Annotated in this window: 26 protein-coding genes and 1 pseudogene; 6 read left to right on the forward strand and 21 right to left on the reverse strand. The window is 48.6% G+C overall.

Features of this window, described 5'->3' with window-relative positions:
- Positions 1 to 98: 98 nt before the first annotated feature.
- From DWB84_RS07145 to DWB84_RS07175, 7 genes are all read right to left on the reverse strand, one after another.
- Positions 99 to 1,124, reverse strand: a complete 1,026-nt coding sequence (locus DWB84_RS07145) for a hypothetical protein (protein ID WP_187409094.1) — start codon at positions 1,122 to 1,124, stop codon at positions 99 to 101.
- A gap of 99 nt (positions 1,125 to 1,223) precedes the next feature.
- A complete protein-coding gene (locus DWB84_RS07150; RefSeq protein WP_187409095.1) occupies positions 1,224 to 1,850 on the reverse strand; it encodes a hypothetical protein in 627 nt (208 codons plus the stop codon).
- 127 nt (positions 1,851 to 1,977) lie between these two features.
- Positions 1,978 to 2,658, reverse strand: coding sequence for a hypothetical protein (locus tag DWB84_RS07155; protein WP_187409096.1), 681 nt, complete (start codon positions 2,656 to 2,658; stop codon positions 1,978 to 1,980).
- Between the two features lie 625 nt (positions 2,659 to 3,283).
- Entirely contained in the window at positions 3,284 to 3,766 is a 483-nt protein-coding gene (locus DWB84_RS07160; RefSeq protein WP_187409097.1) for a hypothetical protein, read from the reverse strand.
- Between the two features lie 127 nt (positions 3,767 to 3,893).
- Positions 3,894 to 4,334, reverse strand: a complete 441-nt coding sequence (locus DWB84_RS07165) for a hypothetical protein (protein ID WP_187409098.1) — start codon at positions 4,332 to 4,334, stop codon at positions 3,894 to 3,896.
- 88 nt (positions 4,335 to 4,422) lie between these two features.
- Positions 4,423 to 5,247 (reverse strand): hypothetical protein, encoded by an 825-nt coding sequence (locus tag DWB84_RS07170; RefSeq protein ID WP_187409099.1) that lies wholly within the window; start codon positions 5,245 to 5,247, stop codon positions 4,423 to 4,425.
- Between the two features lie 100 nt (positions 5,248 to 5,347).
- The gene (locus DWB84_RS07175; RefSeq protein ID WP_187409100.1) at positions 5,348 to 7,210 is read right to left on the reverse strand and encodes a DUF4209 domain-containing protein; all 1,863 of its coding nucleotides are present in this window, start codon (positions 7,208 to 7,210) and stop codon (positions 5,348 to 5,350) included.
- A 53-nt stretch (positions 7,211 to 7,263) separates the two neighbouring features.
- On the opposite strand from DWB84_RS07175, the gene DWB84_RS07180 reads away from it, so the two are divergent.
- Positions 7,264 to 7,410 carry a hypothetical protein gene (locus DWB84_RS07180; RefSeq protein WP_187409101.1) on the forward strand — a complete coding sequence of 49 codons (147 nt, stop codon included), beginning with the start codon at positions 7,264 to 7,266 and terminating at the stop codon, positions 7,408 to 7,410.
- 60 nt (positions 7,411 to 7,470) lie between these two features.
- On the opposite strand, the gene DWB84_RS07185 is transcribed toward DWB84_RS07180, so the two are convergent.
- On the reverse strand, positions 7,471 to 7,620 hold the full coding sequence (locus tag DWB84_RS07185) for a hypothetical protein (protein WP_187409102.1): 150 nt from the start codon (positions 7,618 to 7,620) through the stop codon (positions 7,471 to 7,473).
- Positions 7,621 to 7,971: 351 nt separating this feature from the next.
- Between DWB84_RS07185 and DWB84_RS07190 the strand changes: the two genes are divergently transcribed.
- Positions 7,972 to 8,961: an integron integrase gene (locus tag DWB84_RS07190; protein ID WP_187409103.1), complete on the forward strand. Its 990-nt coding sequence runs from the start codon at positions 7,972 to 7,974 to the stop codon at positions 8,959 to 8,961.
- A 154-nt stretch (positions 8,962 to 9,115) separates the two neighbouring features.
- Here the strand turns inward: DWB84_RS07190 and DWB84_RS07195 are convergent, their stop codons facing one another.
- From DWB84_RS07195 to DWB84_RS07210, 4 genes are all read right to left on the reverse strand, one after another.
- Positions 9,116 to 9,601 carry a hypothetical protein gene (locus tag DWB84_RS07195; RefSeq protein WP_187409104.1) on the reverse strand — a complete coding sequence of 162 codons (486 nt, stop codon included), beginning with the start codon at positions 9,599 to 9,601 and terminating at the stop codon, positions 9,116 to 9,118.
- 36 nt (positions 9,602 to 9,637) lie between these two features.
- Positions 9,638 to 10,648, reverse strand: a complete 1,011-nt coding sequence (locus DWB84_RS07200) for a glycoside hydrolase family 43 protein (RefSeq protein WP_187409105.1) — start codon at positions 10,646 to 10,648, stop codon at positions 9,638 to 9,640.
- A gap of 29 nt (positions 10,649 to 10,677) precedes the next feature.
- Positions 10,678 to 12,162 carry an MFS transporter gene (locus DWB84_RS07205; RefSeq protein WP_187409106.1) on the reverse strand — a complete coding sequence of 495 codons (1,485 nt, stop codon included), beginning with the start codon at positions 12,160 to 12,162 and terminating at the stop codon, positions 10,678 to 10,680.
- Between the two features lie 268 nt (positions 12,163 to 12,430).
- A complete protein-coding gene (locus DWB84_RS07210; RefSeq protein ID WP_187409107.1) occupies positions 12,431 to 13,153 on the reverse strand; it encodes a YebC/PmpR family DNA-binding transcriptional regulator in 723 nt (240 codons plus the stop codon).
- Positions 13,154 to 13,450: 297 nt separating this feature from the next.
- On the opposite strand from DWB84_RS07210, the gene DWB84_RS07215 reads away from it, so the two are divergent.
- Genes DWB84_RS07215 through DWB84_RS18975 form a run of 4 tightly spaced genes read left to right on the forward strand, consistent with a single transcriptional unit; the run spans position 13,451 to position 16,971 of the window.
- Entirely contained in the window at positions 13,451 to 14,083 is a 633-nt protein-coding gene (locus DWB84_RS07215; RefSeq protein WP_187409108.1) for a cytochrome c oxidase assembly protein, read from the forward strand.
- Positions 14,080 to 15,192 (forward strand): c-type cytochrome, encoded by a 1,113-nt coding sequence (locus tag DWB84_RS07220; protein ID WP_187409109.1) that lies wholly within the window; start codon positions 14,080 to 14,082, stop codon positions 15,190 to 15,192. The genes DWB84_RS07215 and DWB84_RS07220 overlap by 4 nt, the downstream gene beginning before the upstream one ends.
- Positions 15,192 to 16,166 carry a c-type cytochrome gene (locus DWB84_RS07225; protein ID WP_187409110.1) on the forward strand — a complete coding sequence of 325 codons (975 nt, stop codon included), beginning with the start codon at positions 15,192 to 15,194 and terminating at the stop codon, positions 16,164 to 16,166. The genes DWB84_RS07220 and DWB84_RS07225 overlap by 1 nt, the downstream gene beginning before the upstream one ends.
- Before the next feature lie 4 nt (positions 16,167 to 16,170).
- Complete coding sequence (locus tag DWB84_RS18975) at positions 16,171 to 16,971, forward strand: cbb3-type cytochrome c oxidase subunit I (protein WP_255428891.1); 801 nt, start codon at positions 16,171 to 16,173, stop codon at positions 16,969 to 16,971.
- Here the strand turns inward: DWB84_RS18975 and DWB84_RS18980 are convergent.
- From DWB84_RS18980 to DWB84_RS07275, 9 genes and pseudogenes are all read right to left on the reverse strand, one after another.
- Positions 16,950 to 17,267, reverse strand: a pseudogene (locus DWB84_RS18980) (type I restriction-modification system subunit M N-terminal domain-containing protein); the annotation flags it as partial. The gene DWB84_RS18975 and the pseudogene DWB84_RS18980 sit on opposite strands and share 22 nt — an antisense overlap.
- A gap of 12 nt (positions 17,268 to 17,279) precedes the next feature.
- On the reverse strand, positions 17,280 to 17,540 hold the full coding sequence (locus DWB84_RS07240) for a hypothetical protein (RefSeq protein WP_222868081.1): 261 nt from the start codon (positions 17,538 to 17,540) through the stop codon (positions 17,280 to 17,282).
- Positions 17,537 to 18,688, reverse strand: a complete 1,152-nt coding sequence (locus DWB84_RS07245; RefSeq protein WP_187409111.1) for an AAA family ATPase — start codon at positions 18,686 to 18,688, stop codon at positions 17,537 to 17,539. Before DWB84_RS07245 ends, DWB84_RS07240 begins: the two co-directional genes overlap by 4 nt.
- A 7-nt stretch (positions 18,689 to 18,695) precedes the next feature.
- Positions 18,696 to 19,004, reverse strand: a complete 309-nt coding sequence (locus DWB84_RS07250) for a hypothetical protein (RefSeq protein ID WP_187409112.1) — start codon at positions 19,002 to 19,004, stop codon at positions 18,696 to 18,698.
- Positions 18,985 to 19,236: a hypothetical protein gene (locus DWB84_RS07255; protein ID WP_222868082.1), complete on the reverse strand. Its 252-nt coding sequence runs from the start codon at positions 19,234 to 19,236 to the stop codon at positions 18,985 to 18,987. Before DWB84_RS07255 ends, DWB84_RS07250 begins: the two co-directional genes overlap by 20 nt.
- 2 nt (positions 19,237 to 19,238) lie before the next feature.
- A complete protein-coding gene (locus tag DWB84_RS07260) occupies positions 19,239 to 19,790 on the reverse strand; it encodes a hypothetical protein (RefSeq protein ID WP_187409113.1) in 552 nt (183 codons plus the stop codon).
- Between the two features lie 59 nt (positions 19,791 to 19,849).
- On the reverse strand, positions 19,850 to 20,335 hold the full coding sequence (locus DWB84_RS07265) for an endonuclease domain-containing protein (protein WP_187409114.1): 486 nt from the start codon (positions 20,333 to 20,335) through the stop codon (positions 19,850 to 19,852).
- Entirely contained in the window at positions 20,332 to 20,598 is a 267-nt protein-coding gene (locus DWB84_RS07270; protein WP_187409115.1) for a restriction endonuclease subunit S, read from the reverse strand. The genes DWB84_RS07265 and DWB84_RS07270 overlap by 4 nt, the downstream gene beginning before the upstream one ends.
- Positions 20,599 to 20,726: 128 nt before the next feature.
- Positions 20,727 to 21,671, reverse strand: coding sequence for an IS5 family transposase (locus tag DWB84_RS07275; RefSeq protein ID WP_187409116.1), 945 nt, complete (start codon positions 21,669 to 21,671; stop codon positions 20,727 to 20,729).
- Positions 21,672 to 21,833 lie beyond the last annotated feature (162 nt).

Here is a 21,833-nt window from a genome sequence, read left to right on the forward strand (position 1 = left end):
TTATTCCTTCTGCTATATTCGCCTAACGCCCGCAGCACGCGCGGCTTTGCAGTGGAGGCGAAGCCGTAACGAAAAAGCCGTCGCTGTGCCTGCGATTGTTAGGCATTTTTGTTAAAATCCCTTGAGAGCATCTGAGAAGCAGCAGACGCCTCATACATGCCAACGCCTTTTATTTGCTTGGCAATTTCATAACCTTCACCTCTGAATTTTGCAAGCATTGAACTTAATTCAGTTAATTTACTTGTATTCAAAACCATTCTAACTGCTGTTCCCCTGCATATATGTGGAAGATCAATATGCTCCTTTCCAACTTCATCGAGCTTAATGCCATGATCTCCAGAGCAAATTAAGAAACTGCCACCCAAGCGACAAATTCTATTGATCATATAAAGTCCGAAACCAGAGTTATGCCAAGGATCATTTGTATCGATGATTGCTCCCTTATAATTTTTACTAGAAATCGCCGGCATTAGAGCCTGTTGGATGGCGTCACTATGGTTTTCAATTTGAACATGGGGGTTATTTTTCAGGGAGGCTTTAAGCCCTATACCGTTGTCAATAATTGCTATTTCGACCTTACTGTAATAAGGCCAATATTGCGCGCAATATTCTATGCTCTTCGATTTACTATGTTCATAAACGTTACGCATTATTTCACGTATTGAAAATGTAAGAGCATCAACAAGTTTCCCGCTATTTTGCTGAGCTAGTATTTCAGCAAGATGAGCGGAACGCCGTTCTATAACCTCCTGCTCTACTTCCCATTCTTTAGTCGCCTCGTCAACGATAGTTTGAACCCGAAGAATCGTATAAGGAACAAACCTATCATTTCCGTCAACACAATTAGGTTCTCTACCGTGCTTCAGGCCAAAAGCTCTAAAGAACGCCATATTTGCCGCGTAATCTTTAGATTGATGGCCTATGCAGGAAACGACCGTATCCTTATTTCGGCGATTAAATTCCCTGATATATTTCGCAACATACACCATCGTAAATGGCTCTATTCGCCCCATGCTAGAGAAATCGATTACAACCTTATCAGCACCACAATGCTGCTCAATTTCATTACAAAAATCGAAAACTTCCTTTACATCACATGTCGATGGGTAATTTATTACTGGCACATAACCTCCGTATGCCTAACGCCGCCAGCACGCGCGGCTTTGTAGTGGAGGCGAAGCCGCAACGAAAAAGCCGTCGCCGTGCCTGGCCTTGTTAACACTTTATTGAAGAGACTTTCCAAGCTTGATAAACAGTCCCATATAGGTTAGCTGAAGCTGTTCCATCAGTTTTCTTACTTTTTCAGAGTGCTCTGCGCCCCAATTTTTATCATCCCATTCAACTACACCGGTGCATTCCAGAATACAATTCTGAAGGCTAATCAGTTCCAGTGTCATATTGGCGTCGGCTAAAATACTCACGTATGCAGACACTCTGGCCATAGCTGAATTAGCCTCATCCTGCGGCTTTACATCTGCAAAAAATCTATCTCTTATAAGCTGATCAAACAATTGTTTGTTAAATGGTTCTCCTGAGCTACACATGGAATAGTACGATTTAACTAACAACAAGGTGTTGCTATAAACAGGCTCCAATTCTTTTATTACGCGGTCGATAACGTCCTTCTTAATTTCAGAGATCCGCTTTCCATCCTCAAAGCGATGGTTTTCTCTCTGCAAACTTAAATCTTTTTCACTCTGCAGTTCGGCTACTTTAATCGAAATTTCTTTGGCGTTTCTGTTACCCAAATATCCAAAAAATGCCCCCAATATGGCAACAATGTATGGGCCAGACACCTTTACTAGCTCAATCAATCCATTACCTGCTGCTTTCCAAAATTCATAATTCAAGCTACGTAGCTCCTGCGAGTGTTAACGCCGCGATAAACGGTGGTTTTTAAGTTGCACTTTTGCCGTAAAATGCAGCGAAGCGGAATGGAAAAAGTGCAACTTAAAAACCATCCGTTTGATTGCTTTGTTATGCATTATTGGATTTTATTAAATGTACTACGGCGAGATAGTAAGTTGATGCAGTAGTAATTGCCCCTAGCTTCAACCTAGTAGTTTTTGCAACGTCAACCTTGAATATTTTCTTTAATTGTTCAACATCATTGCCGAGTATGGTATTTGACCCGCCGCCATGTACTATTGAGTTTCTTCTGGAATATAGCCAATCAGCATAACCACATATTGACGCCGGAACTTTTTTATTCTGTACCGTATAAGTTGTTAATATATTGCCATTTGCGTTATTAACCCTTGGTTTATTCCAGACGTCACCGACACCTTCAAACAAGCTGAATAGCTTTGATAGCTTTTTAGAGTGACGTTCACGAAGGACCCCATTGCTTAGAATATTTTTGACCCGCGATTGCACTACATTTCTTATGTCAGAGCCGTCAAGAAGCAAACGCAAAACCTCAGATTCAGTTACAGGAGAGTCAAGTTTTCTCAAAGACTCATCAAGCAACGTAGGATGCAAAGAGTTATCTAATATGGTTTTGTCAACCATCACATCGAATCTATCAACCAAATTGGTATAAACCAATTTTTGCAAATGTGTTCTGCTACCTTCAGCCAAGCCATTTAATTCAGCTGCTGCTTTTTTCACTTCAGAATTTACAAATTTTTCAAATTCTAGAACATTAGTTAAGTCCATAATTCCTATTTCCTGCATAACGCCCAGCACACACGAAACTGGATTGGCGCGGTTTTGGTTTAGAATGAAGCGCCAGCGGAATGGAAACCAAAACCGCGACGGCCCAGTTTTCGCCGTGGTGCTGATTGTTAGGACACATACCTTATGACCCCATATATAGCGGGCGGCATGAGTACAAAAATTACCAGAATACCCAGGCAGCCGCCGCGAGCACTACCAGATGTGTAAGTTTGCTTTTTACGTTCCGGATTATTGTTGAGCCACAGTTTATGACACGCCTGACAATATATTTTGCTAAATCCTCTACGCCATGCCTCAATTGTGCGGGGTGAGTATCGCTCCGCTTTTTTGCAGCGAGCACAAGTGAAGGATTCGGCGGGAGGACGTTTATTACCTTTTAGGAAAAAGAAAAGCCCTACAACTACGGCGAGTCCCAGAAAAATGTAAAGCTCATTACCCTGCATCTAGATGGCTCCTGTCTTGATTCGTCCTAACGCCGTGCTCAACGGCAGTTTGTAAATTGTGGTTTTGTGGATTACTTTTGCGCAGCAAAACCACAAAGCCGCGATTTACAAACTGTCCAGCGCACGCAGTGCGCGAGTTGCAGCACTTTGTTATGTGCTTTTTATGGGCACCCGGCTATAAGAAATATAAGTAGAGTTACCATAGATACAAAACCGAAGATTAGCGAAAAAGCAAACTCAACTGATATTTTGATAAAGTTAGATAGCTTTTTGAACCAAGAATTATACCTGGCTTCTATTTCCGCTTTCTGCCTCTGAATATCCTTGTATTCTCCGAATGGTGTACCTATTTCAGACGGATCAAAATCACCAGACTGACTATGAGTTAAACATTCAGCTTCACTTAACCCAATAATGGTTCCAGTTAAGTTTGAGCTCTTAGACATAATTAGCGAGGGTAGATAATGCTTAATAAGATCCAGCACGCCGAACACAACGGCAGTCACAAAAAAATATGAAGTTACGAAAAATAGAAACCAACCTGCAATATGAGGCTTCGCTGATAGATCTAACCCAAGGATAGAGACCTTTTGAGGAAGAGCCTCAGTAAGGCCAACAAAAAGGCAAATACCGGAAAGGATCAATAATTTATTTTTTGCCTTAGCAAACGATTCGCTGAAAGTTACTATGGTGCTCTCCTTATTTCACATAACGCCGCCAGCAGAGGCGTGAGCTTGCGAGCGTCCTGCTGACTGGCTTGGTTATACGAATCTATTGGTCCAAGTAAGGTTTCATTTTTTCTTTAAGCTCGGCCATCTGTCTGTCCCACCAAAAGAAAACCTCTTGCGATGACGCAAAACCCTCAATAAAACTAGCTTCTGAAAGCTCCTTTGCATGATGCTTAAAGCCGATAATTTTGAATGATTCTGTATGCATTAACTGAAGAAGTTCGAAAATGCTAGAATCTTTTGAAAATAGGAAGCGAGATGCTTCTTTACTGGCAATAAAATTCCTATGGGTTTCTTGACTGACCATTTCTTCAGCCAGTTCCTGATGGAATCGGACGACATCTGTGTATACCGAGAAGCGCTTACTATAGAGATCAAGATTTAACCGCCTCTTATTAATTACCATTTGTTGATATGCGATATAAGCAAGAAACACAGCCATTACTGCTGACGGGAGAAGCTCTAATAGTTTCGTACAAGTCATTTATTGCTACTCACTGATTTCGTATAACGCCGCGCTTTGCGGCTGCTTTGGAGCGCCAGCGGAAAAGCAGTCCGACAACAGCGCCTTGTTAACCCCATTTCCGCCTCCGAATTACGTCCGAGCGATCAAGCAGGAGAAAGGAAAAAAACTCATACATATAGGGAATATTTGAATGGTTAATTCCCTTGCTATGCTCAACTTCATGAGCGGACTCTACAACATCAGAAATTAAGAAGTAGAACGGGCTGATAATTTTGAAAACCTGCCAAACCATATGAGGGGCTGCTGCCTCCACCAGCTGTGGGTACATAACTGCATCCAACGTAGTCATTAGCTGTCCATCAAGCCCGCGCATCATGGTAAATGAATTGCCGGCAAAATTATCACAGTAGGCAAGGCTGCTTGATTGTATCTTCTCTAACTTCTTTTGACTGACGTCACTATGAATTACTCTCGTTAATAGAGACCACCAATCACTTAGGGGATCATTTGTCCGCTGCCCATTAGTCAACTTGCTCAAATTATAATATCGGGCGCTTAACGCAAACTCGTGGAGGAAGTGGATAATATCCCATTCAAAACTACCTTCTTCGTAGAAATCATCAGCGGATTTACCTAAACGATCGTTGAGTTCTGCGCATGATTTGTATAGTGATTCAATTTTGTGGCCATACTTGTTTTTCAATTCTTGATCGGTCATTGGGCGTAGGTCGTTCTTCGCCATGTGATCAATAACCAGAACAAGCTTCATTAACCTTTCAAAGCCAACGGAGAGCTCAAAGAAAGCTGAGTAAAAAAGACCTTTATTCGTGTCATCTACATTTGCTTTCCTCAAAGCATTCAGGCCCGCAAGCAAGCTAGATCTCGCGAGAAAACCCTCCTGTTGGAATAACGCAAATGACTCACTCAACATATGGACATGGCACCTATAGGCTTAACGCTTCGCATCACCGGCAGCCAAAATCGGCACGACGAAGGAGCGACGCTTTTGGCTGTCCGAGTGCATGCGTTTGTTAGGCATTATCTTCTGCCTGACCTTCATTTTCTTGTTGGTGGGCACGATTTGCATTCCAAAAGGTGTTAAATATAAGACGAAAAGTAAGCCACCAAGCATAGATTGAATATATATTTTGGCTTTCCTCATACCCGATAAGACCGTGAGCTAATTCATTTCGTAGATTAGGTCCGAAAGGATCACAAAATATTGCTTTTAATTCGAATGAAAGATCTTTTCCAAAGATATCTTCTACCTTTGGATTATCCATTAGCGTGCTAAGACCGTTTTCGTTCTCTATGCCGTTAATATCTATATTGGTTGTCTTTTCCCCATGTTGTTTTAGGTGATATCTAACTAAGTTTTCTATCTGGGGAATAAGCAAATGCAAGGCACTAATAAAATCGCCATCGAAGCCATGAAAAAGCGCTTTTGCTATAAGCCGAATTCTATCTGGCGGCACTACCGGAGACCTTTTTACAACCGAATAAAAATCCGCCTCCTTTAATCTGTGCTCTTGCCTAATTACTTCAAGAGCTGGCCAGATATCACCCTGCACTACCAAGCTGAGTTCCATAGCGTAGTGCTTAACCATTTCTGGCCAGATGACTGATTCTTGATTTTCTCCCCCAAGATCAGCAGCAGGTTTCTTTGCCACTACTCTACCGTCTGATGACATATGAGTAGCTGCAAACAATGACTGCAAGGGGTGATTCCTTATCATTTCCTCAGAGAAGCTTCGTATTTTGTCAGCTCTTGCCCCTCTGTAGACGTTTGCAAACTGCAATAGCGCTTCCGATAACTCTTTTCCTTTTACCGCTTTCACTGAGTTTTCAATTAGTTCGCTGATATCTATTGGCCCAGATGTAATCTGGCCCATTTCATTAAGTGAGTTTTCTCCTGCCTCATTCATTAGCCCCCTGAGTTCAACGATCCTTTTTTCAACATTGTGTTGATCGCGTAGCGCTCTCGGAATTGTTCTGTATTTATGTATCGCGCTTTCATAAAAACTCGCGGCAACCATGTTGCTAGGATTATCACTAGCCTGTCTAGCGATTGCCTCCTTAACCCAACACTCTGCATTCCTAACAATCATTACTGTGGATTGTGCTGCATCTTCTGATTTTTTATACCATTCTGATGCCGCATCTAAATAATCTCTTGCCCTATGAAGATCGCCAGAGTCCTCAAAGTAAGTAGCAAGCGCCTCAAGTTTTTCAGCAATATCCTTCTTATCTTTAACTCCCAAGTGGTGCTTTGAAAGTAAATCAGCTAGCCAGTTGGCCAAATATCCATCTTCCGGCGAAGATTCTTTCAGCGCCTCAACTATTTTTGACTCTATCTCTTTTAACCTTTCGCCGGCGCCAGCCCGAAGCATTAAACATAGCTGTATAGCCCTATCCCAACATTCCCGACCATCTCGAATCCAACTTTCGGTACCAATTTCAATACTTCTATAATTATCTATCGCAGAGAGTGCATGCTGAGGATTCTTCGGCTTTAATAGCAGCCACGCTACATCTGAAATTCTTGCACATAATTTTGGCTCATCAATAAAAGGTATGATTTGTGAAAAGAACTCGATGTCTTCATTTTTAAAATCTTCTGGAAGTGCCGAACGTTTTCCATCCATAACCATAAAAGGGGCAAAAGGCTCGTTCAAACTATTAGGCTTCAACATCATTGAGCAGGCATCTGCAAGTAACCAAAGTACTTTCCCTGCTTCTAAATTACCTTCTTCTGTAGCCTTTCGTGCTCTCGACGATAGCTGTTGCCACATGGATGAATAGTCTTCTCGACGTGCTTCTTCCAATGCCTCGCGCCAACCACAAGCATTAAAGTCATCCAATGAAATATTTGTATTCTCTGGGTAACGTTCCATGATGTTCCAAACCTATTTAATGCCTAACGCCCAGCACAGAGGCGGTTTTTAAGATGCGCGTTTGCGATAAAATTCGCGCAGCGATTCGCCAAAACGCGCAACTTAAAAACCGTCCTGCGCCCGAAGGGCGCGTACTGGTGCTGTTGGTTATGACGGTAACGCAGCAACTTGCAGTTTTGCACGCATTAAACAGTTACTAATTTACCGCCACGATAATTTTTACTTGCACAAGCCTGCAAAACGAAGACATCACAACCCTGCTAGCTTTTGTCAATTTCCTTTTCCGAATCGAATGAAGCATCTAGAATGCCTTCCTCTTTGAGCTTCTTCTCCAGGGCACCAACTCGGGCGTAAGCCGAAAACCCGATGCACATTCCCGTAATTGCAAAAATCCATCCTATGGTATCCATAACATACTCCTATTGATTGTCTTCATAACATTTATATCGTGGTCGCCGAGACCGATATCTCCTTGACCGTTTTGTATTGTTCAAGACTTCGCCAAGCTAACCCTCAAAGCCCCGCCTCGTCAAGCCTGTAGCCGGGGGTGAATCTAGTGGGCTTGTCTGCAAAAACGGTCTCTGCGACTCATATCTCAAATCGGAAAAATTGACCTAACCTTTTGAATTATAGACCGATTTCTCGGCCCCGCCGAAATAACGGTCACGGCGACCGAATCTGCGCTTGCCATGCACCATGCCGAAGCATTACCGTTTCCGGCAACCACTTAACCACTTAACCATCAGGCAAAGGAACTGCATATGGATGATATTCCCATCCCCCTGCCCACCAAACCCGAACGTTTTATGGACCGCCTTCGTGCTTTTATGCGAGCGCGGCACATGGCCTATCGGACAGAAAAAACGTATTGCGTCTGGATTCTTGATTTCATCCGTTTTCATAACAAGCAGCATCCGGAGACTCTGGGAACCACGCATATCCAGGAATGGCTGAGTTATTTGGCAAATAATCGTCATGTTGCGATAAACACACAGAAAACAGCATTAAATGCAGTTGTCTTTCTCTATAAACAGTTTTTGCAGATGAATGTTGGCGATATTCAGTTTGCCAAAGCGAACAAAGGTCGTCGTTTGCCTACAGTTTTTACCCATGATGAAGCCATCCGCGTACTGGCAGGTATGCATGGGACTCACAGGCTTGTGGCAAGCTTGATGTACGGTTCAGGTCTGCGGGTAATGGAAGCCGTTCGCCTGCGCGTCCAGGATATTGATTTTGCGCAGAATGGAATATTTGTTCGAGCAGCAAAAGGTGAAAAGTGGCGCAGAACGCTTTTGCCAAAATCTCTGATCGAGCCGCTGAAAACGCAAATTGATTATGCTTTGGCCCTTCATCGTCAAGACCTGGCCGAGGGTTTTGGCGAAGTCTATTTGCCTTATGCGCTTGCAAAGAAATATCCCGCCGCGCCACGCAGTCCAGCATGGCAATATGTTTTTCCCGCATCGAACAGAGCAGAGGATCCGCGCAGCGGTGTGATGCGTAGACATCACATTGGTGAGCAGCAGATTCGCAGATCGGTGGCGACGGCCTTGGCGGCGGCGAGTATTCATAAAAAGGCGAGTTGCCATACATTCCGCCATTCATTTGCCACCAATTTATTACGTAATGGTGTGGATATTCGAAATATTCAGGAATTGATGGGGCATAGTGATTTGAGTACAACCCAAATCTACACGCACGTTATAGGCATTCATGAACGTGGTGTGGTTAGCCCTATGGATGTTGATTTTTGATGGGGTAAGGCAGTTCGATATTCAATAACGCGTTACACGATTAAAAGAAATGCTGAGCGAATGCTGCGTGATATTGCTAGGTAAAGAGCAAGTGGAGCTGTGGCGCTTATTGCCGGTGGATGTAAAGTGAAGGTCTGCTCCCTTCGCCGCGATCTCACCATTGCTGATTGTTCAGAGGGCAAGCCCCTAATGCAAAGATCAAGCTTTCTCCTTTGCCCAACCTATGAATGGCGTTCGGGTTGTGACAGGGTTGATATCCATGACTTTTTAGAACCTTGGGAACAGCAAATCCGCCAATAACCGCTAAAAGTAGGCAGATGATAAACCAGGAAAGAAATACGGCACCTGCGTGCTGCGTCAGCCAACTGATCAATGGTTTGCTGTTTTGCTTGTTGCGGCCTCCTAAGAATTCCACTGCTGCCATTGGCCATAAAACGGAGATCAATAGGAAGTAGAGAAGGCCGGTGTCGAGATGAATTATTGTTTGCTTATTCGCGATGGATTCCGTCAGCGAAATGATCATCCAAATTGGCAATATGGCACAGGGCACTGATAGCGCCACTAGAGAGAGGAATATATATCTTCCTGTTGTGGGGGACATTAATACTGATGACTTTGAGCACAGAGAAAAAGCCGGCATAAAGCCGGCTTTCCAAATAAGAAGAGAGGCTGATCCTTAAAGGTTATAAGGATGAATCTCCTGAATATTCCCGTCCTTATCGTGAGTCAACTCTGTCATTTTGATTGAGCGCAGGTGGGTTACGCCTTTGGACAGGGTGGAGTCGTGGTAGAAGAGGTACCACTTGCCTTCGTACTCACAAATAGAGTGGTGGGTGGTCCAGCCAACTACTGGGGTGAGGATTACGCCGCGGTAGGTGAAGGGGCCGTAGGGGTTGTTGCCGGTGGCGTAGCACAGCAGGTGGGTGTTACCGGTTGAATAGGTGAAGTAGTAAGTGCCGTTGTATTTGTATACCCACGCGGCTTCGAAGAAGCGGCGCTTGTGATCACCAGCCAGCAAGGGCTTGCCGTTTTCGTCGAGGATTTGAATTTCGCGCGGAGCTTCCGCGAACTCTTTCATGTCCGCACTTAATTTGGCAACGATTGGCCCTAATGCAGGTTCGTTGTCTGCTGGCTCTTCATTTTTTTCGTTGTATTCGTTGTTGCGGTATTTTTGCAATTGACCGCCCCAAATGCCGCCGAAGTACATGTAGTACTCGCCGTCGTCATCTGCAAATACAGCGGGGTCGATGGAGTAGCTGCCTTTAATGGCTTCGGGCTCGGGTACGAATGGACCGGTGGGGGAATCGCTGACAGCAACGCCGATTTGGAAAATGCCGTCTTTGCGTTTGGCGGGGAAGTACAGGTAGTACTTACCGTCTTTATAAGCAGCGTCCGGCGCCCACATTTGGCGCTCGGCCCATTTAACGTCTTTAACGTGCAGTGCAACACCGTGGTCCACCGCTGGCGCGCCGGGTTTTTCCATGGAGATGACGTGGTAGTCCTCCATGCCGAAGTGGTCGCCGTTGTCGTTAAACGGAATGCCTGCATCTATGTCGTGCGACGGATAGATATAAATTTTGCCGTTGAATACGTGCGCAGATGGGTCAGCGGTGTAGATATGTTCCACCAACGGCTGGGAGATGGCTTTCTCTTTAATGTCGTCGGAGTACTGAATTTCTTGAGTCATTATCAATTCTCTTTTTTTGAAAATAACGGTTATGCATTTTGGGTGATGCCGGCATTTTTGCGGCGTTCAGCGAGATCACGCTCGATAGTGATTTCTTTGGCTTTATTGATTTCGTAGAAGTACAACAAGGCAGCTGCAGTCAGGAACGGCAGAGATGCGTACAAGCTGACGGACAATTTAATGCCGTTGATGGCGGAGTCGGTTTGCACTGCTGCGTTGGCATCATATCCATAGAGGTCCAGCAAGCCCGCAACCAGTGCGCCGCCGATGGTCAAACCACCTTTCAAGCCGAACAACATGGCGGAGAAAATAATTGCAGTTGCGCGGCGGTTGTTTTTCCATTCGGAGTAGTCGGCTACGTCGGCAATCATCGCCCACAGCAGTGGGATTGTAATACCGTAGAAGAAGCCGTGCAGAATTTGCGAGATGAAAATCGCCCAAACAGCTTCGGGTGGGAATACGTAGAAGGCGAGCATAAATACGGTGGCAATTACCAAGCCGATGGCGTACACATCGCGTTTGCCGAATTTATCCGCGAGCGGTTTGGAAAAGCCGATACCGATGATCATCAGAATAATGCCGCCGGCATTAAACAAGCTGAACATGGAAGTGGCGGGATCTTCCGGCCAGGCGAATTCTGCAAAACCAGCGCTGGTGAGTGCACCGTTGAGGCCGTTGATAAAGGCGTTGAAGCCGATTTCATCCAAAAAGCGCGCAGCATCCGGAGCGCTGACGTAGTACTGGAAGTAATAAATGTAGCTACCGCCTTTCAGTGCCAAGCCAATAAATACCAGAACAGTAACGAGCAGCATCAAAACCCAAGGCAGGTTTTTGGTGAGATCTTTGATGTCGTCGCTGAGGCGAGATTTTTCTACAACCGGCTGAACACGTTCTTTGGTGGTGAGGAAGGTGATGATGAAGAAAATCACACCGGTGATGGCGAAAAATGTCATTACATTTTTAAAGCCGACCGCTTTATCACCATCGCCTGCAATTAATACCAGCGGCAGCAACAAAGCTTGAATAATAAATTGCGCAACCATCACAGCTACGAAGCGGTATGCGGACAAGCTGTTGCGCTGTTGCATATTGCCGGTCAAAACACCGCTCAGCGCTGCGTAGGGCAGGTTGTTGGCGGAGTAGATCAGCATCAGCGCCAAATAGGTCGCAAAAGCGTAAAAGACTTTGGCGGAATCGCTTAAATCCGGTGTGCTGAACGCCAGCAGAGACAGAACACCGAAGGGGATGGAGGTAAACAGAACCCAGGGGCGGAATTTACCCCAGCGTGTTTTGGTGCGGTCCGCCAGGACGCCCACAACAGGACTGAAAAATGCGCCAGCCCAACCGCAGATAAAGATGATGACTGATGCTTGTCCCGGCGGTATGCCGTATACGTCGGTGTAGAAAAATGCGATGAAGGTGACGAGGGTTTGGAAAATCAGATTCGCCGCGAGGTCGCCAAGGCTGTATCCGACTTTTTCTATGACGGAGAGTTTATCGGTATGTGAATTCATTATTTTTAACATCTAGTTGGGCAAAATTTAGCGATCTCCAGGGGTGGAGATCATAAGGTGGGCTAATAAGAGCACAATCGGCCCATGGGGTTCAAGACTCGTCGACGTAACGTCAAAGATGCCGACAAAATCCGCTTTTTTTAGCCGGAAATTCGAATTTTTTGTGCTGAAATTCTTAATGTGGATGAGACAGATTTTTGCAGAAATTGCAAATAAAAAGGCGTTCTAAACAGGTTTTTAGAACGCCTGGGCGGGGATAAGGGGATTTTTAGGATTTGATTTCCGCGTTGTGATACACGTCTTGAACATCGTCACAATCGTTCAGCATATCCAAGAGTTTTTCGAACAATTGCACATCTTCACCAGAAATTTCCGTTTGGGTTTGCGGAATAAAGGTGATTTCTTCCAGTTCCATTTGCAGGTTGGGGAAGGCTTCGCTCAGGGCGGTTTTCGCTTTATAGAACTCGGTGTGCGGGCAGATAACGGTGATGATGCCGTCTTCGTTTTCGATATCCGCCACATCTACGTCTTGAGCCATCAGGGCTTCCAGTACCGCTTCTTCGTCATCGTGCTTGAAGGAGAGGATCGCGCGGTGGTCGAACATATGGGCCACTGATCCCGGTGCGCCGAGTTTGGCCTTGGCTTTGTTGAAGCAGGTGCGCACGTCGCCGATGGTGCGGTTGTTATTGTCGGTCAGGCAGTCGACGATGATCATGCAGTTGCCGGGGCCGAATCCTTCGTAACGTACGGTGCTGTAATCCTCGCCGCCACCGCCTTTGGCTTTATCCAAGGCTTTTTCAATAACGTGGCCGGGGACTTGGTTGCGTTTGGCGCGCTCGATCAAGCGGCGGAGGGTGAGGTTGGCGGTGGGGTCTGCGCCGCCGTTCTTAGCGCATACATAAAGCTCTTTACCGAATTTGGAGTAGAGCTTGGTTTTCATGCTGGCGGTTTTCGCCATGGCGGCTTTACGGTTTTCGAAGGTTCTTCCCATTGGTCTGACTCGTATTCGTTGACGGGTGGCGACCTGGCTTATGGGCTGCACGCCCTGCCGGGCCACAAAAAATGGCGGTCAATTATGACGGCTGAGGCTGCTCACGTTAAGCCCCGTCTGCATCAGAGGCCCGTAAAAGGTGGGATAGGCAACGGAATCGCGCCACAGAGGGGAGGAATATGACCTGCAATTAGCGCGAAGTTGCGCCGAACTAGCGGGTAAGTGGAGCGGTTCGGGCGGCTTCGGTAAACCACTGTGGCGGCAGGGCAGGGTTTTTCGCCGCTGACGGAGCGGGCCATGCGGGTGCGATTCGGAAACTCATTTACTGCGCTGGAAGTTGCCATCCTGGCCGTGACCCTGTTGTTGGTGGGCTGCTATATAGCCGCAGCCGGGCATCTCACCAAGCATATGCTGCTGCATATAGGGCTGATGGCGGTGCTGGCGCCACTGGCGGCCATGGTTTGGCTGAGTTGGGGCAGGCCGGTTGCCAGCGTTAAAAGCAGCGGTTTTCTGGCTATGGCGACGGTGGTGCAGTTGGGGTTGTTCTTTCTCTGGCATTCGCCGCGGGTTTTGACTTGGTTGATGGAATCCCACGGGATGATGGCCTTGGCGCAGGGCTCCCTGTTTATAGTCGCTACCGCGTTCTGGCTTAGCGTGCTGCAGCACGCAGGCAATCACGTCTGGCGCGCAATCGTCGCGCTGCTGCTCACCGGTAAATTGTTCTGCCTATTGGCTTTGCTGCTCGTATTTGCCCCGCGCGCGCTCTACGCCGGGCATGACTACGGCGAGCCGGAGTTGGTGGACCAGCAGTTGGCCGGCCTGTTGATGATCACTGCCTGCCCCATGACCTATATCCTCGCCGCCGTGCTTTTGGTAGTCCGCTGGCTGCGCACTATGGAGGAGGACGGCAAGGCGGAGAGCGCTGCATGAGGTCAGCCTTGCGGCGCTGGTTGTTGTGGGGCGGGATGGGATTGATAGGTGGCGTGGCAGCGGCGCTGTTGGTGGCTTGGTCCGGCATCTTCAATATCGCCGCATCCGCTGGACATCCCCATTGGCTGGAAGCCTTTCTCGCCATGGCCATGCGCCGGTCGGTGCAGGTGAATAGCGGCGATACTTCTCAAGCTTTCCTGGATAACGATTTGCTGCCTTTGGGGGCGGCGCATTTTCACGGCAATTGCGCCATCTGTCACGGCGCGCCCGGCCAGCCGGTCAACCCGACCTTTTCCCATATGCTCCCCAAACCACCGCCGCTGCAGGAAAACGCCAGCCGCTGGCGCGTGCGCGAGTTGTTCTGGATCGGTTACCACGGCTTGCAGTTCACCGGTATGCCGGGCTGGAGCGGCGTGGGGCGGGAAGACGAGATGTGGGCGGTAGCAACCCTGCTGCGCGAGCTGCCTGCGATGGATGTGAAAACCTATCAATCCTTAGCCAGCGGCAATACCCATATGGACGCGCCGGATGCCACAACTCTGGTAAGCCGCGGCATGAATATCTTCCCTATCAACACTTGCGACCGCTGCCATGGCACCGCCGATGCGCCGGCGGTAAGCCCGCATGTGCCGCGCCTTGGCGGGCCGTCGCGAGCATATTTACTGCGGGCGCTGCGCGAATACCGCAGCAACCGGCGGCAAAGCGGCTTTATGGAACCCGTGGCGGTGGCTTTGTTGGATGGGCATTTGGAAGCCTTGGCGGATTATTACGCCGCCCTGGCAGAGCCGCCGTATCCGCACAAGCCTGTTGGCGATGCGGAGCTGGGTCAACGTTTGGCCTATCAAGGTGATCCCACGCGGGATGTGCCCGCCTGCCTGTCCTGCCACGGTCAACCCAAACGCGCCGATGTGCCTGTGCTCGCCGGGCAGGCAGCGCCCTATATCAAACAGCAATTGGCCCTATGGCGCTCGGGCGGGCGCCAGCAGACATCCTATGGTCAGCTGATGGGGCGGGTGGCCAAGCGTCTGACGGATGCCCAGGTTGATGCAGTTGCCGCTTATTTTGCCGGGCTGCCTTTGCGGGACGGAGTGGCAGAGGTGCCGCGTTAATGCGCAGCCCTATCTCCATCATCATTGCAATCATCCTGTTGGCCGGCTGCTCCGGCGAACAATCCGCCTTTAGTGGCTACAGCACCAACGCCTCCCGCATCGTTCATCTCACCTGGGTGTTGTTTATCGGCGGCGGGTTTTTATTGCTGTTGGTGGTTGTATTGACCGGACTTGCTCTGTTGGGTGGTGGGCGATTCAAGCAGGCGCTTAGCCGGGAAGGGGTGGTGGTGTGGTTGGGCATGGTGATGCCAATTGCCGTGCTGACCGGGCTGCTGCTCTACGGGTTTGTATTGCTGCGGATTGAAGCCATGCCCATGGACACCGAAGGCGCGGCGCTGCGCGTGCATATAGAAGGCGAACAGTGGTGGTGGCGGGTGATCTATCAGCATCCGGACGGCACTACCACCGAAAGCGCCAACGAGCTGCGCTTTCCTGTCGGTCAGCCGGTCGAGCTGACGTTAACAACGGCGGACGTGATCCACAGCTTCTGGCTGCCCGCCTACGGCGGCAAGGTGGATATGATCCCCGGTCGTAGCAATTCCCTGCGCTTTTTCCCCACCCAAACCGGCGTCACTCGCGGCCAATGCGCCGAGTATTGCGGCGGCGCTCATGCATTGATGGCGTTTTATGCGGTGGCTATGGAGCCCGAGGAGTTTCAGCAATGGCTGGAGCGGGAAAAGCAGGATACCCGCGCAAATGATCCGGCGGGGGAGCAGACCTTTCTCGCCAATGGCTGCGGCGGTTGTCATGCCGTGCGCGGCACTCCAGCGACCGGCGTGATTGGACCGGATCTCACCCATGTCGGCAGCCGTCTCTCCATAGGTGCGGGCATTCTTGCGGCGGATCAGGCGGGGTTTCGCCAGTGGCTTGCCCGTCACCAGCAGATCAAGCCGCAAAACCTAATGCCGCCTTACGAGATTCTCGGTGAGGATGAGTTGGCGCTGCTGGCGGCTTACCTGGTGGCGTTGGAGTGATGCCATGACCGATCTCAATTTGCCCAATCCAGGTCCGCGCCCGCCGGGTGAGAAGGAAGAGCTGCTGCGCATCTGGCAAACCCCTACCGGCTGGCGCCTGCCGACGGCGGTGAATAACACGGTGATCGGCCTGTTCTACATAGGCGCGGCCTTTGTGTTTTTTCTGCTGGCGGGAGTGCTGGCGCTGATTATGCGCACCCAGCTCGCGGTGCCGGATAACGATCTGGTCAGTCAGGATTTTTACAACCAGCTGTTCACCATGCACGGCACCACCATGATGTTTCTGTTTGCGGTGCCGGCCATGGAGGCCTTGGGGGTGATGCTGCTGCCGCAAATGCTCGCCGCGCGCGATCTGCCGTTTCCGCGTTTAAGCGCCTTTGCCATTTGGGCCTATGTCATTGGCGGCACCGTGTTTTTCTCCATCATTTTTTACGACCTTGCGCCCAAAGGCGGCTGGTTTATGTATCCGCCGCTGACCTTGATGGAGTTTTCCCCCGGCGATAACGCCGACTTCTGGTTGCTGGGGATTGGCTTTATCGAAATTTCCGCCATTGCCGGCGCTATCGAAATCATCGTCGGCACACTGCGCACGCGGCCGCCGGGTATGTCGCTGGATAAGCTGCCGATCTTCGGCTGGGCCATGTTGATCTTCGCCGGCATGATCGTAGTGGCCTTTCCCGCCGTGATTCTCGCCACCATGCTGTTGGAAATAGAGCGCGCATTATATTTAAAGCCGCGCTCCAGAGTTTGCAGCAGCTCGGATTTCTGCGTGCGCGCCAACTCGGCAATGCTGCTCCACAGGTAATCTGGGTGAATCACATAGTGCATCTTACGGCGCAGCTGTTTTTCAAACGCGGGGACATCCTCGGCGTTGTTTGCATACCAAACCGCTAGAGGTGCGCGACGATCGTCGTCTTTCATCTTGGGATAATCACGCCCCAACTCTTTTTTCGCAGCTGCCTCGTAGTTATCAGACAGGTAGCGCAAAAACAGAAACGACAGCATATAGTCGCGGAAGTCATCGGCATTCATAGCGCCGCGCAGGTCGTCCGCGATGGCCCAGAGGGTTTTGCCCAATTGGCTTAATTGTTCTTTGGTCATAATTGATTTTGCCTAATGGTTAATCTTTTGGCCTGTGTTTGAGCTTGTTTCACGCCGACCTTCACTTTGAACTGTCAAGGAATCCTTGACAGTTGCCTGAGGGTCAAGCTCACCATCGGCAAAGATATTGCGAAGGTGTAGCGAGATATTCTGCTTGGTGGCATTGAACAGTTCGGCCATCTCCAACTGGCTGAGCCACACCGTATCGTTATCGGCCCGCAGCTGAATTCGGCTCTGGCCGTCTTCTGTGGTGTATAGAATCAGCTCACTCATAGGTTGACCTCGGCTCTGGCATCCTGCGCTGCTCTAGCTTCCACCCCTATGCGGTCGTCATCCATGGCGGGAAACAGCTCCGGATTAAAGCGGTAGTTCGCCATAAAATCTCGCAGAATTTTGCGAAAGTAATCTTTGTTCTCCGGCAGCATCTCCTGCGGCTCAAACAGGGAGTAATTGCCGTGGCTGAGGACATTCACCAAGCGGGCATGGAGAATGCCATCGGTGTCGACTTTTTCCTTCTTGATACAGGCGGAGAAATTATTGAAGCCGTGGAAGGTGGCGGTTTTCTCCAGCAGGCTGCGCAGAATATTGATGTGGTAGGTGTAAATCTGGCCAGATACCGCTACCTCATGCAGTTGTTTTAGCAGAGCGACGTGGTGGTAACGTGGCGTGTCGCCCGTATCGGTTAGCAAGAATCCACCCGCGTCCTTGCTGAGGAAATACTTTTGGGCCTTGCCCAACTCATTGCACAGCACATTAAAGAACAAATGGTGATGGGAAGATATTACAGTCCTGATTTTGCCATTGCCGCCTTTTAACAGATGTGCCAAATGGCTGGCTACGGCGATAGCGTTGTTGTCGTCCAGGGACGAAATCGGATCGTCGATGTAAAGGTACTTCACCCAGGCGTAGGCTTCCTGTTCGTCCACCGCCAATTGAGCGACGGCAAGAAAGAAACACCAAACAAAAATATTTTCTTCGCCCCGAGAGACTTTGATGTGCTCGACAGTTTCTGTACGCCCATCAATCGCAAGCTCCCTAAAAAAGCTGACCGTTCCCTGCACGTAGTCGATTGTAAAATCAAAATCCGCGTAGCGCCGCAGCAACGGGCGGATGCGGCTTTCCATCTCCAGCTCTTGCAGCCCATCGAAAAAGTGCGAATCTGTATTCATGCGCAGCACCCGCTGAGCATCGGCGTCCAGGTCGTTGTCCCAACTGAATAGATCTTCGGTGAAGGCGTTGAAGTACAAGGTATCGCGAGTTCCATCGCCCTGCTTGCCTTGCTCCTTGAAGGCCATGGACAGGCGTGTCTTGCCGGTGCCGTTATAGGCAAATAGCAGAATGTACTTTTTCTGTTCTAGGCGCTCGCGCAGATGGGTGGATATTGCATCAAGACTGTCAAACACCACGGCGGCATTGCTCATTCAACTCCTACACCTCTTCCCATAAATCTTTATCAGGCTTTTTCCCGGCAGATGGCGCTTTAGCGGCGTTGGGCCACTGGACGCTCAATTGATTTTTAAAACTCTCAATATCAACAAATGCTTCCACATCACCAGTGGGTTGCAAATCCCACTTTTCCCCGTCCCATCTAGCAAACTGAAATTCTCCCGCGCTAGCGCCATATTTAACGGCCACGAAATACAACCCTACTAAATCCGGCTTCCCCGCATTCCACTTCAACACAATTTCACAGTTCATATACAGGTCTGCCCAGACGCTATTTTTTATCTGGATCATTGTTAATTACAATTCGTGGCTTTCTTTCAGACGGCTTGTATTCTTCAGGCTCATCCGGAAATAATTCTGCATCGCTTTTTTCGCAAAGATCAGGGCTTCCGGAGATTAGTCCGCGTTCTTCAAAGTCAGCGTCTTTTTCTGAGAAAAGACCCTTTTTAGCCTCTTGAGCATACTTGCGAAGCCGTTCCAGTATTTCTGCATCAGTTTCTTCGGGTGGTTTTTTATCGGCCATGTTTATAAATCCTGATAGCAAAAGTTGCCCTTGGCATCAAATGAAAACCCGCCAAGCCCCAGGTAATGCTCTTTTACCTTATCGTTAATCGGATACATGATTCTGATCTGGGTTGCACCAATAGCTTTAGCATAGAATCGGCCTGCGATAATCACGATATCTGCAATTTTTCCCTCAAGCGGAGACCCATCTGGGTTTGCCTCGATTAAATCAAGCCTTAACTTATGGCCGCTCCATGTCGGTCTACCAATACTGGCGCCACACAAAACTTGCCGATGCCATACTGACAATTCAAATCGCTTGGGATGCGTTTTATACTTTTTGCGCACGTCTTCCCAATCCCAAGGAGCTAATCGCCTCTCTCCGCCCCACTTCGACAAGATGCGAAACACAGAATGATCCAGGCCACTCAGCGCGACCGCCTCTTTGGAAATTAAATGCCCATGTCTATTTTTGATAAAACCCGGCAGTTGCTCATGCGCAACCTGTCGCGCCAGATTGCGTATATCCTCGTATCGATCCCAGGTTCCTTTATAACTTGCTTGTTGCATCATATTTTGATGCCTCCATGTTTAATTTTGAGCGAGATATTGGTTGTAAAGAATCAAGTTGCTCATAGTGCCGCTCCTCGCGTAAGCCAACCAAAATGACCCGCTATTTCTGCTAACACGGCCTCCGGCTGCAGGAACACGCGTTGGTTTTCAAAACGTAAGACCTTGATGCGGCAATAGGTCAAAAAAAGATCACGTTCGTGGTCACGCGCTTGAGCTTCTTCACTGTCATGCGCAGCGCCATCCAGTTCGATCGCTAAACGCTCTGCGGGACAATAAAAATCAAGAATGTAAAAGCCAACACTGTGTTGACGCCTGAACTTACGCTTGCCTAACTGTGAGCGTTGCAGGTAAGTCCATAGCTTGGCCTCCGCAGGAGTAAGATGGTTGCGTAGTTCTTTACGAAATGTGCGCAGAACCGGCAGGTTATTTAACCCCCTCCCCCCTTCGGGGTACTCCCCCTTATCAGGGGGAGAGTTTTTACGACTCCCCTCCTGAAAAGGAGGGGTGCCCCGAAGGGGTGGGGTGGTTAGCTTTTTTTCACTCATGACCCAGCCTCACTTTCCACAACAGGAAAAAGCTGCTGCATCAGGCCTTTTTTGTGGGTTTTTAGGGCATCGAGTTTTTCTGTTTCTGCTGTGATCAGCGCATCGAGGGACAAGAGACAATCGGATATTTTTTGTTGCTCTTTTGGTGATGGAAAACTAAGTTCGAGATCTTTAAGCTGACTTCCTGTAACCAGAGGCTGGCCAGATCCGAAAACCAACTTATTTAACCCTATTTTATCTAAGGAAGCTCTGATTAAGTTCAAATTTTTTCACTCATATTTTTTGAATAATTCTCAATTTCATTCATGGCGGAAAAGGCATGATTTTTCCCGTTTTTCCTACTTGTTTTGCCTTAAATCTGGCCAATTGCCAGATTTAAGGCGCACTGACCCTAGGTCAGCAAGAATTTCTTGCAGGTAAGCAGGTTTGCAAAACCCGCTAAAACATAAAGCCGGTTGGTATTTTTGGCGAGTCCCCGGTAACGCACTTTGGCATAGCCAAACTGCTGTTTGATCTTTAAAAATACGTGCTCTACTTTCGCTCGCACTTGGGCCTTGGCTTTTTCTGCCCGTGCGGCAATTCCTCTTAATGTTTTGCGAACACCGGGACGCTGACTAATTAGCCAATCCACTTCCACATCTTTTAGATCGGGTCTTTTTTCTGCGCCGCGATATCCCGCGTCGCCCCAAACGGTACCCTCTTCGCCGTGCAGCAGTTCCGACAATTGCGTTATATCGTGCTCATTGGCAGACGTGGTAGTTAGCGTATGAACAACACCCAAAGTATCATCCACGCCAACATGTATTTTCATCCCAAAATGCCATTCGTTGCCTTTCTTGGTTTGATGCATTTCGGGATCACGCTCACCATTTTCATTTTTGGTCGAGGTGGGCGCTTCGATAATAGTGGCATCAACAATACTACCTTCTTTCAGTATTAATCCCTGTTTGTCGAGATGGCGGTTCACTTCTTTAAAAAGGGCTTCGCCTAAATTGTAGCGCTCTAACAAATGGTGGAATTTCAAAATAGTGGTTTCGTCCGGTATGGAACCGCTCAAGCTCAAGCCTGCGAATCTGCGCATGGATTCGATCTCGTACAGTGAATCCTCCATAGCTGGGTCGCTGAGATTGTAAAACAGCTGCATGCAGTGAACTCGCAGCATGACATTTAACGGGTAGGGATGGCGCCCTTGGCCATTTTTGGGGTAATGCCGCTGGATCTTGCGCTCCAATTGCTTCCAGGGAATCAGCGTATCCATTTGTTCGAGAAACTTTTCCCGCCGGGTTTTGCGCTTCTTTGCGTTATATTCGGCTTCGGCAAAAGTGAGCTGATTCATAATCGATTACCCTAAGAGTTGAGCTGTGCTAATTATGCCAAATTTTTGGACTTAACCAGAGGCTCCCTAGGTATATATAGAGCGGTCTGTCAGCCAATGAACGTGTTTATTAGCTATGCCTGGAAAAAGTCTCAAGTTATGAGATGCGCTGCCGATATGCCC

The sequence above is a fragment of the Saccharophagus sp. K07 genome (assembly GCF_014336955.1).
Taxonomy (GTDB): domain Bacteria; phylum Pseudomonadota; class Gammaproteobacteria; order Pseudomonadales; family Cellvibrionaceae; genus UBA5868.

What these genes read in the sequence shown, in the direction of transcription:
- DWB84_RS07155 (WP_187409096.1), bottom strand. Translation starts at nt 2,658, where the DNA reads ATGGACTTAACTAATGTTCTAGAATTTGAAAAATTTGTAAATTCTGAA.
- DWB84_RS07165 (WP_187409098.1), bottom strand. Translation starts at nt 4,334, where the DNA reads ATGACTTGTACGAAACTATTAGAGCTTCTCCCGTCAGCAGTAATGGCT.
- DWB84_RS07170 (WP_187409099.1), bottom strand. Translation starts at nt 5,247, where the DNA reads ATGTTGAGTGAGTCATTTGCGTTATTCCAACAGGAGGGTTTTCTCGCG.
- DWB84_RS07175 (WP_187409100.1), bottom strand. Translation starts at nt 7,210, where the DNA reads ATGGAACGTTACCCAGAGAATACAAATATTTCATTGGATGACTTTAAT.
- DWB84_RS07180 (WP_187409101.1), top strand. Translation starts at nt 7,264, where the DNA reads ATGCGCGTTTGCGATAAAATTCGCGCAGCGATTCGCCAAAACGCGCAA.
- DWB84_RS07185 (WP_187409102.1), bottom strand. Translation starts at nt 7,620, where the DNA reads ATGGATACCATAGGATGGATTTTTGCAATTACGGGAATGTGCATCGGG.
- DWB84_RS07190 (WP_187409103.1), top strand. Translation starts at nt 7,972, where the DNA reads ATGGATGATATTCCCATCCCCCTGCCCACCAAACCCGAACGTTTTATG.
- DWB84_RS07195 (WP_187409104.1), bottom strand. Translation starts at nt 9,601, where the DNA reads ATGCCGGCTTTTTCTCTGTGCTCAAAGTCATCAGTATTAATGTCCCCC.
- DWB84_RS07200 (WP_187409105.1), bottom strand. Translation starts at nt 10,648, where the DNA reads ATGACTCAAGAAATTCAGTACTCCGACGACATTAAAGAGAAAGCCATC.
- DWB84_RS07205 (WP_187409106.1), bottom strand. Translation starts at nt 12,162, where the DNA reads ATGAATTCACATACCGATAAACTCTCCGTCATAGAAAAAGTCGGATAC.
- DWB84_RS07210 (WP_187409107.1), bottom strand. Translation starts at nt 13,153, where the DNA reads ATGGGAAGAACCTTCGAAAACCGTAAAGCCGCCATGGCGAAAACCGCC.
- DWB84_RS07215 (WP_187409108.1), top strand. Translation starts at nt 13,451, where the DNA reads ATGCGGGTGCGATTCGGAAACTCATTTACTGCGCTGGAAGTTGCCATC.
- DWB84_RS07220 (WP_187409109.1), top strand. Translation starts at nt 14,080, where the DNA reads ATGAGGTCAGCCTTGCGGCGCTGGTTGTTGTGGGGCGGGATGGGATTG.
- DWB84_RS07225 (WP_187409110.1), top strand. Translation starts at nt 15,192, where the DNA reads ATGCGCAGCCCTATCTCCATCATCATTGCAATCATCCTGTTGGCCGGC.
- DWB84_RS18975 (WP_255428891.1), top strand. Translation starts at nt 16,171, where the DNA reads ATGACCGATCTCAATTTGCCCAATCCAGGTCCGCGCCCGCCGGGTGAG.
- DWB84_RS07240 (WP_222868081.1), bottom strand. Translation starts at nt 17,540, where the DNA reads ATGAGTGAGCTGATTCTATACACCACAGAAGACGGCCAGAGCCGAATT.
- DWB84_RS07245 (WP_187409111.1), bottom strand. Translation starts at nt 18,688, where the DNA reads ATGAGCAATGCCGCCGTGGTGTTTGACAGTCTTGATGCAATATCCACC.
- DWB84_RS07250 (WP_187409112.1), bottom strand. Translation starts at nt 19,004, where the DNA reads ATGATCCAGATAAAAAATAGCGTCTGGGCAGACCTGTATATGAACTGT.
- DWB84_RS07255 (WP_222868082.1), bottom strand. Translation starts at nt 19,236, where the DNA reads ATGGCCGATAAAAAACCACCCGAAGAAACTGATGCAGAAATACTGGAA.
- DWB84_RS07260 (WP_187409113.1), bottom strand. Translation starts at nt 19,790, where the DNA reads ATGATGCAACAAGCAAGTTATAAAGGAACCTGGGATCGATACGAGGAT.
- DWB84_RS07265 (WP_187409114.1), bottom strand. Translation starts at nt 20,335, where the DNA reads ATGAGTGAAAAAAAGCTAACCACCCCACCCCTTCGGGGCACCCCTCCT.
- DWB84_RS07275 (WP_187409116.1), bottom strand. Translation starts at nt 21,671, where the DNA reads ATGAATCAGCTCACTTTTGCCGAAGCCGAATATAACGCAAAGAAGCGC.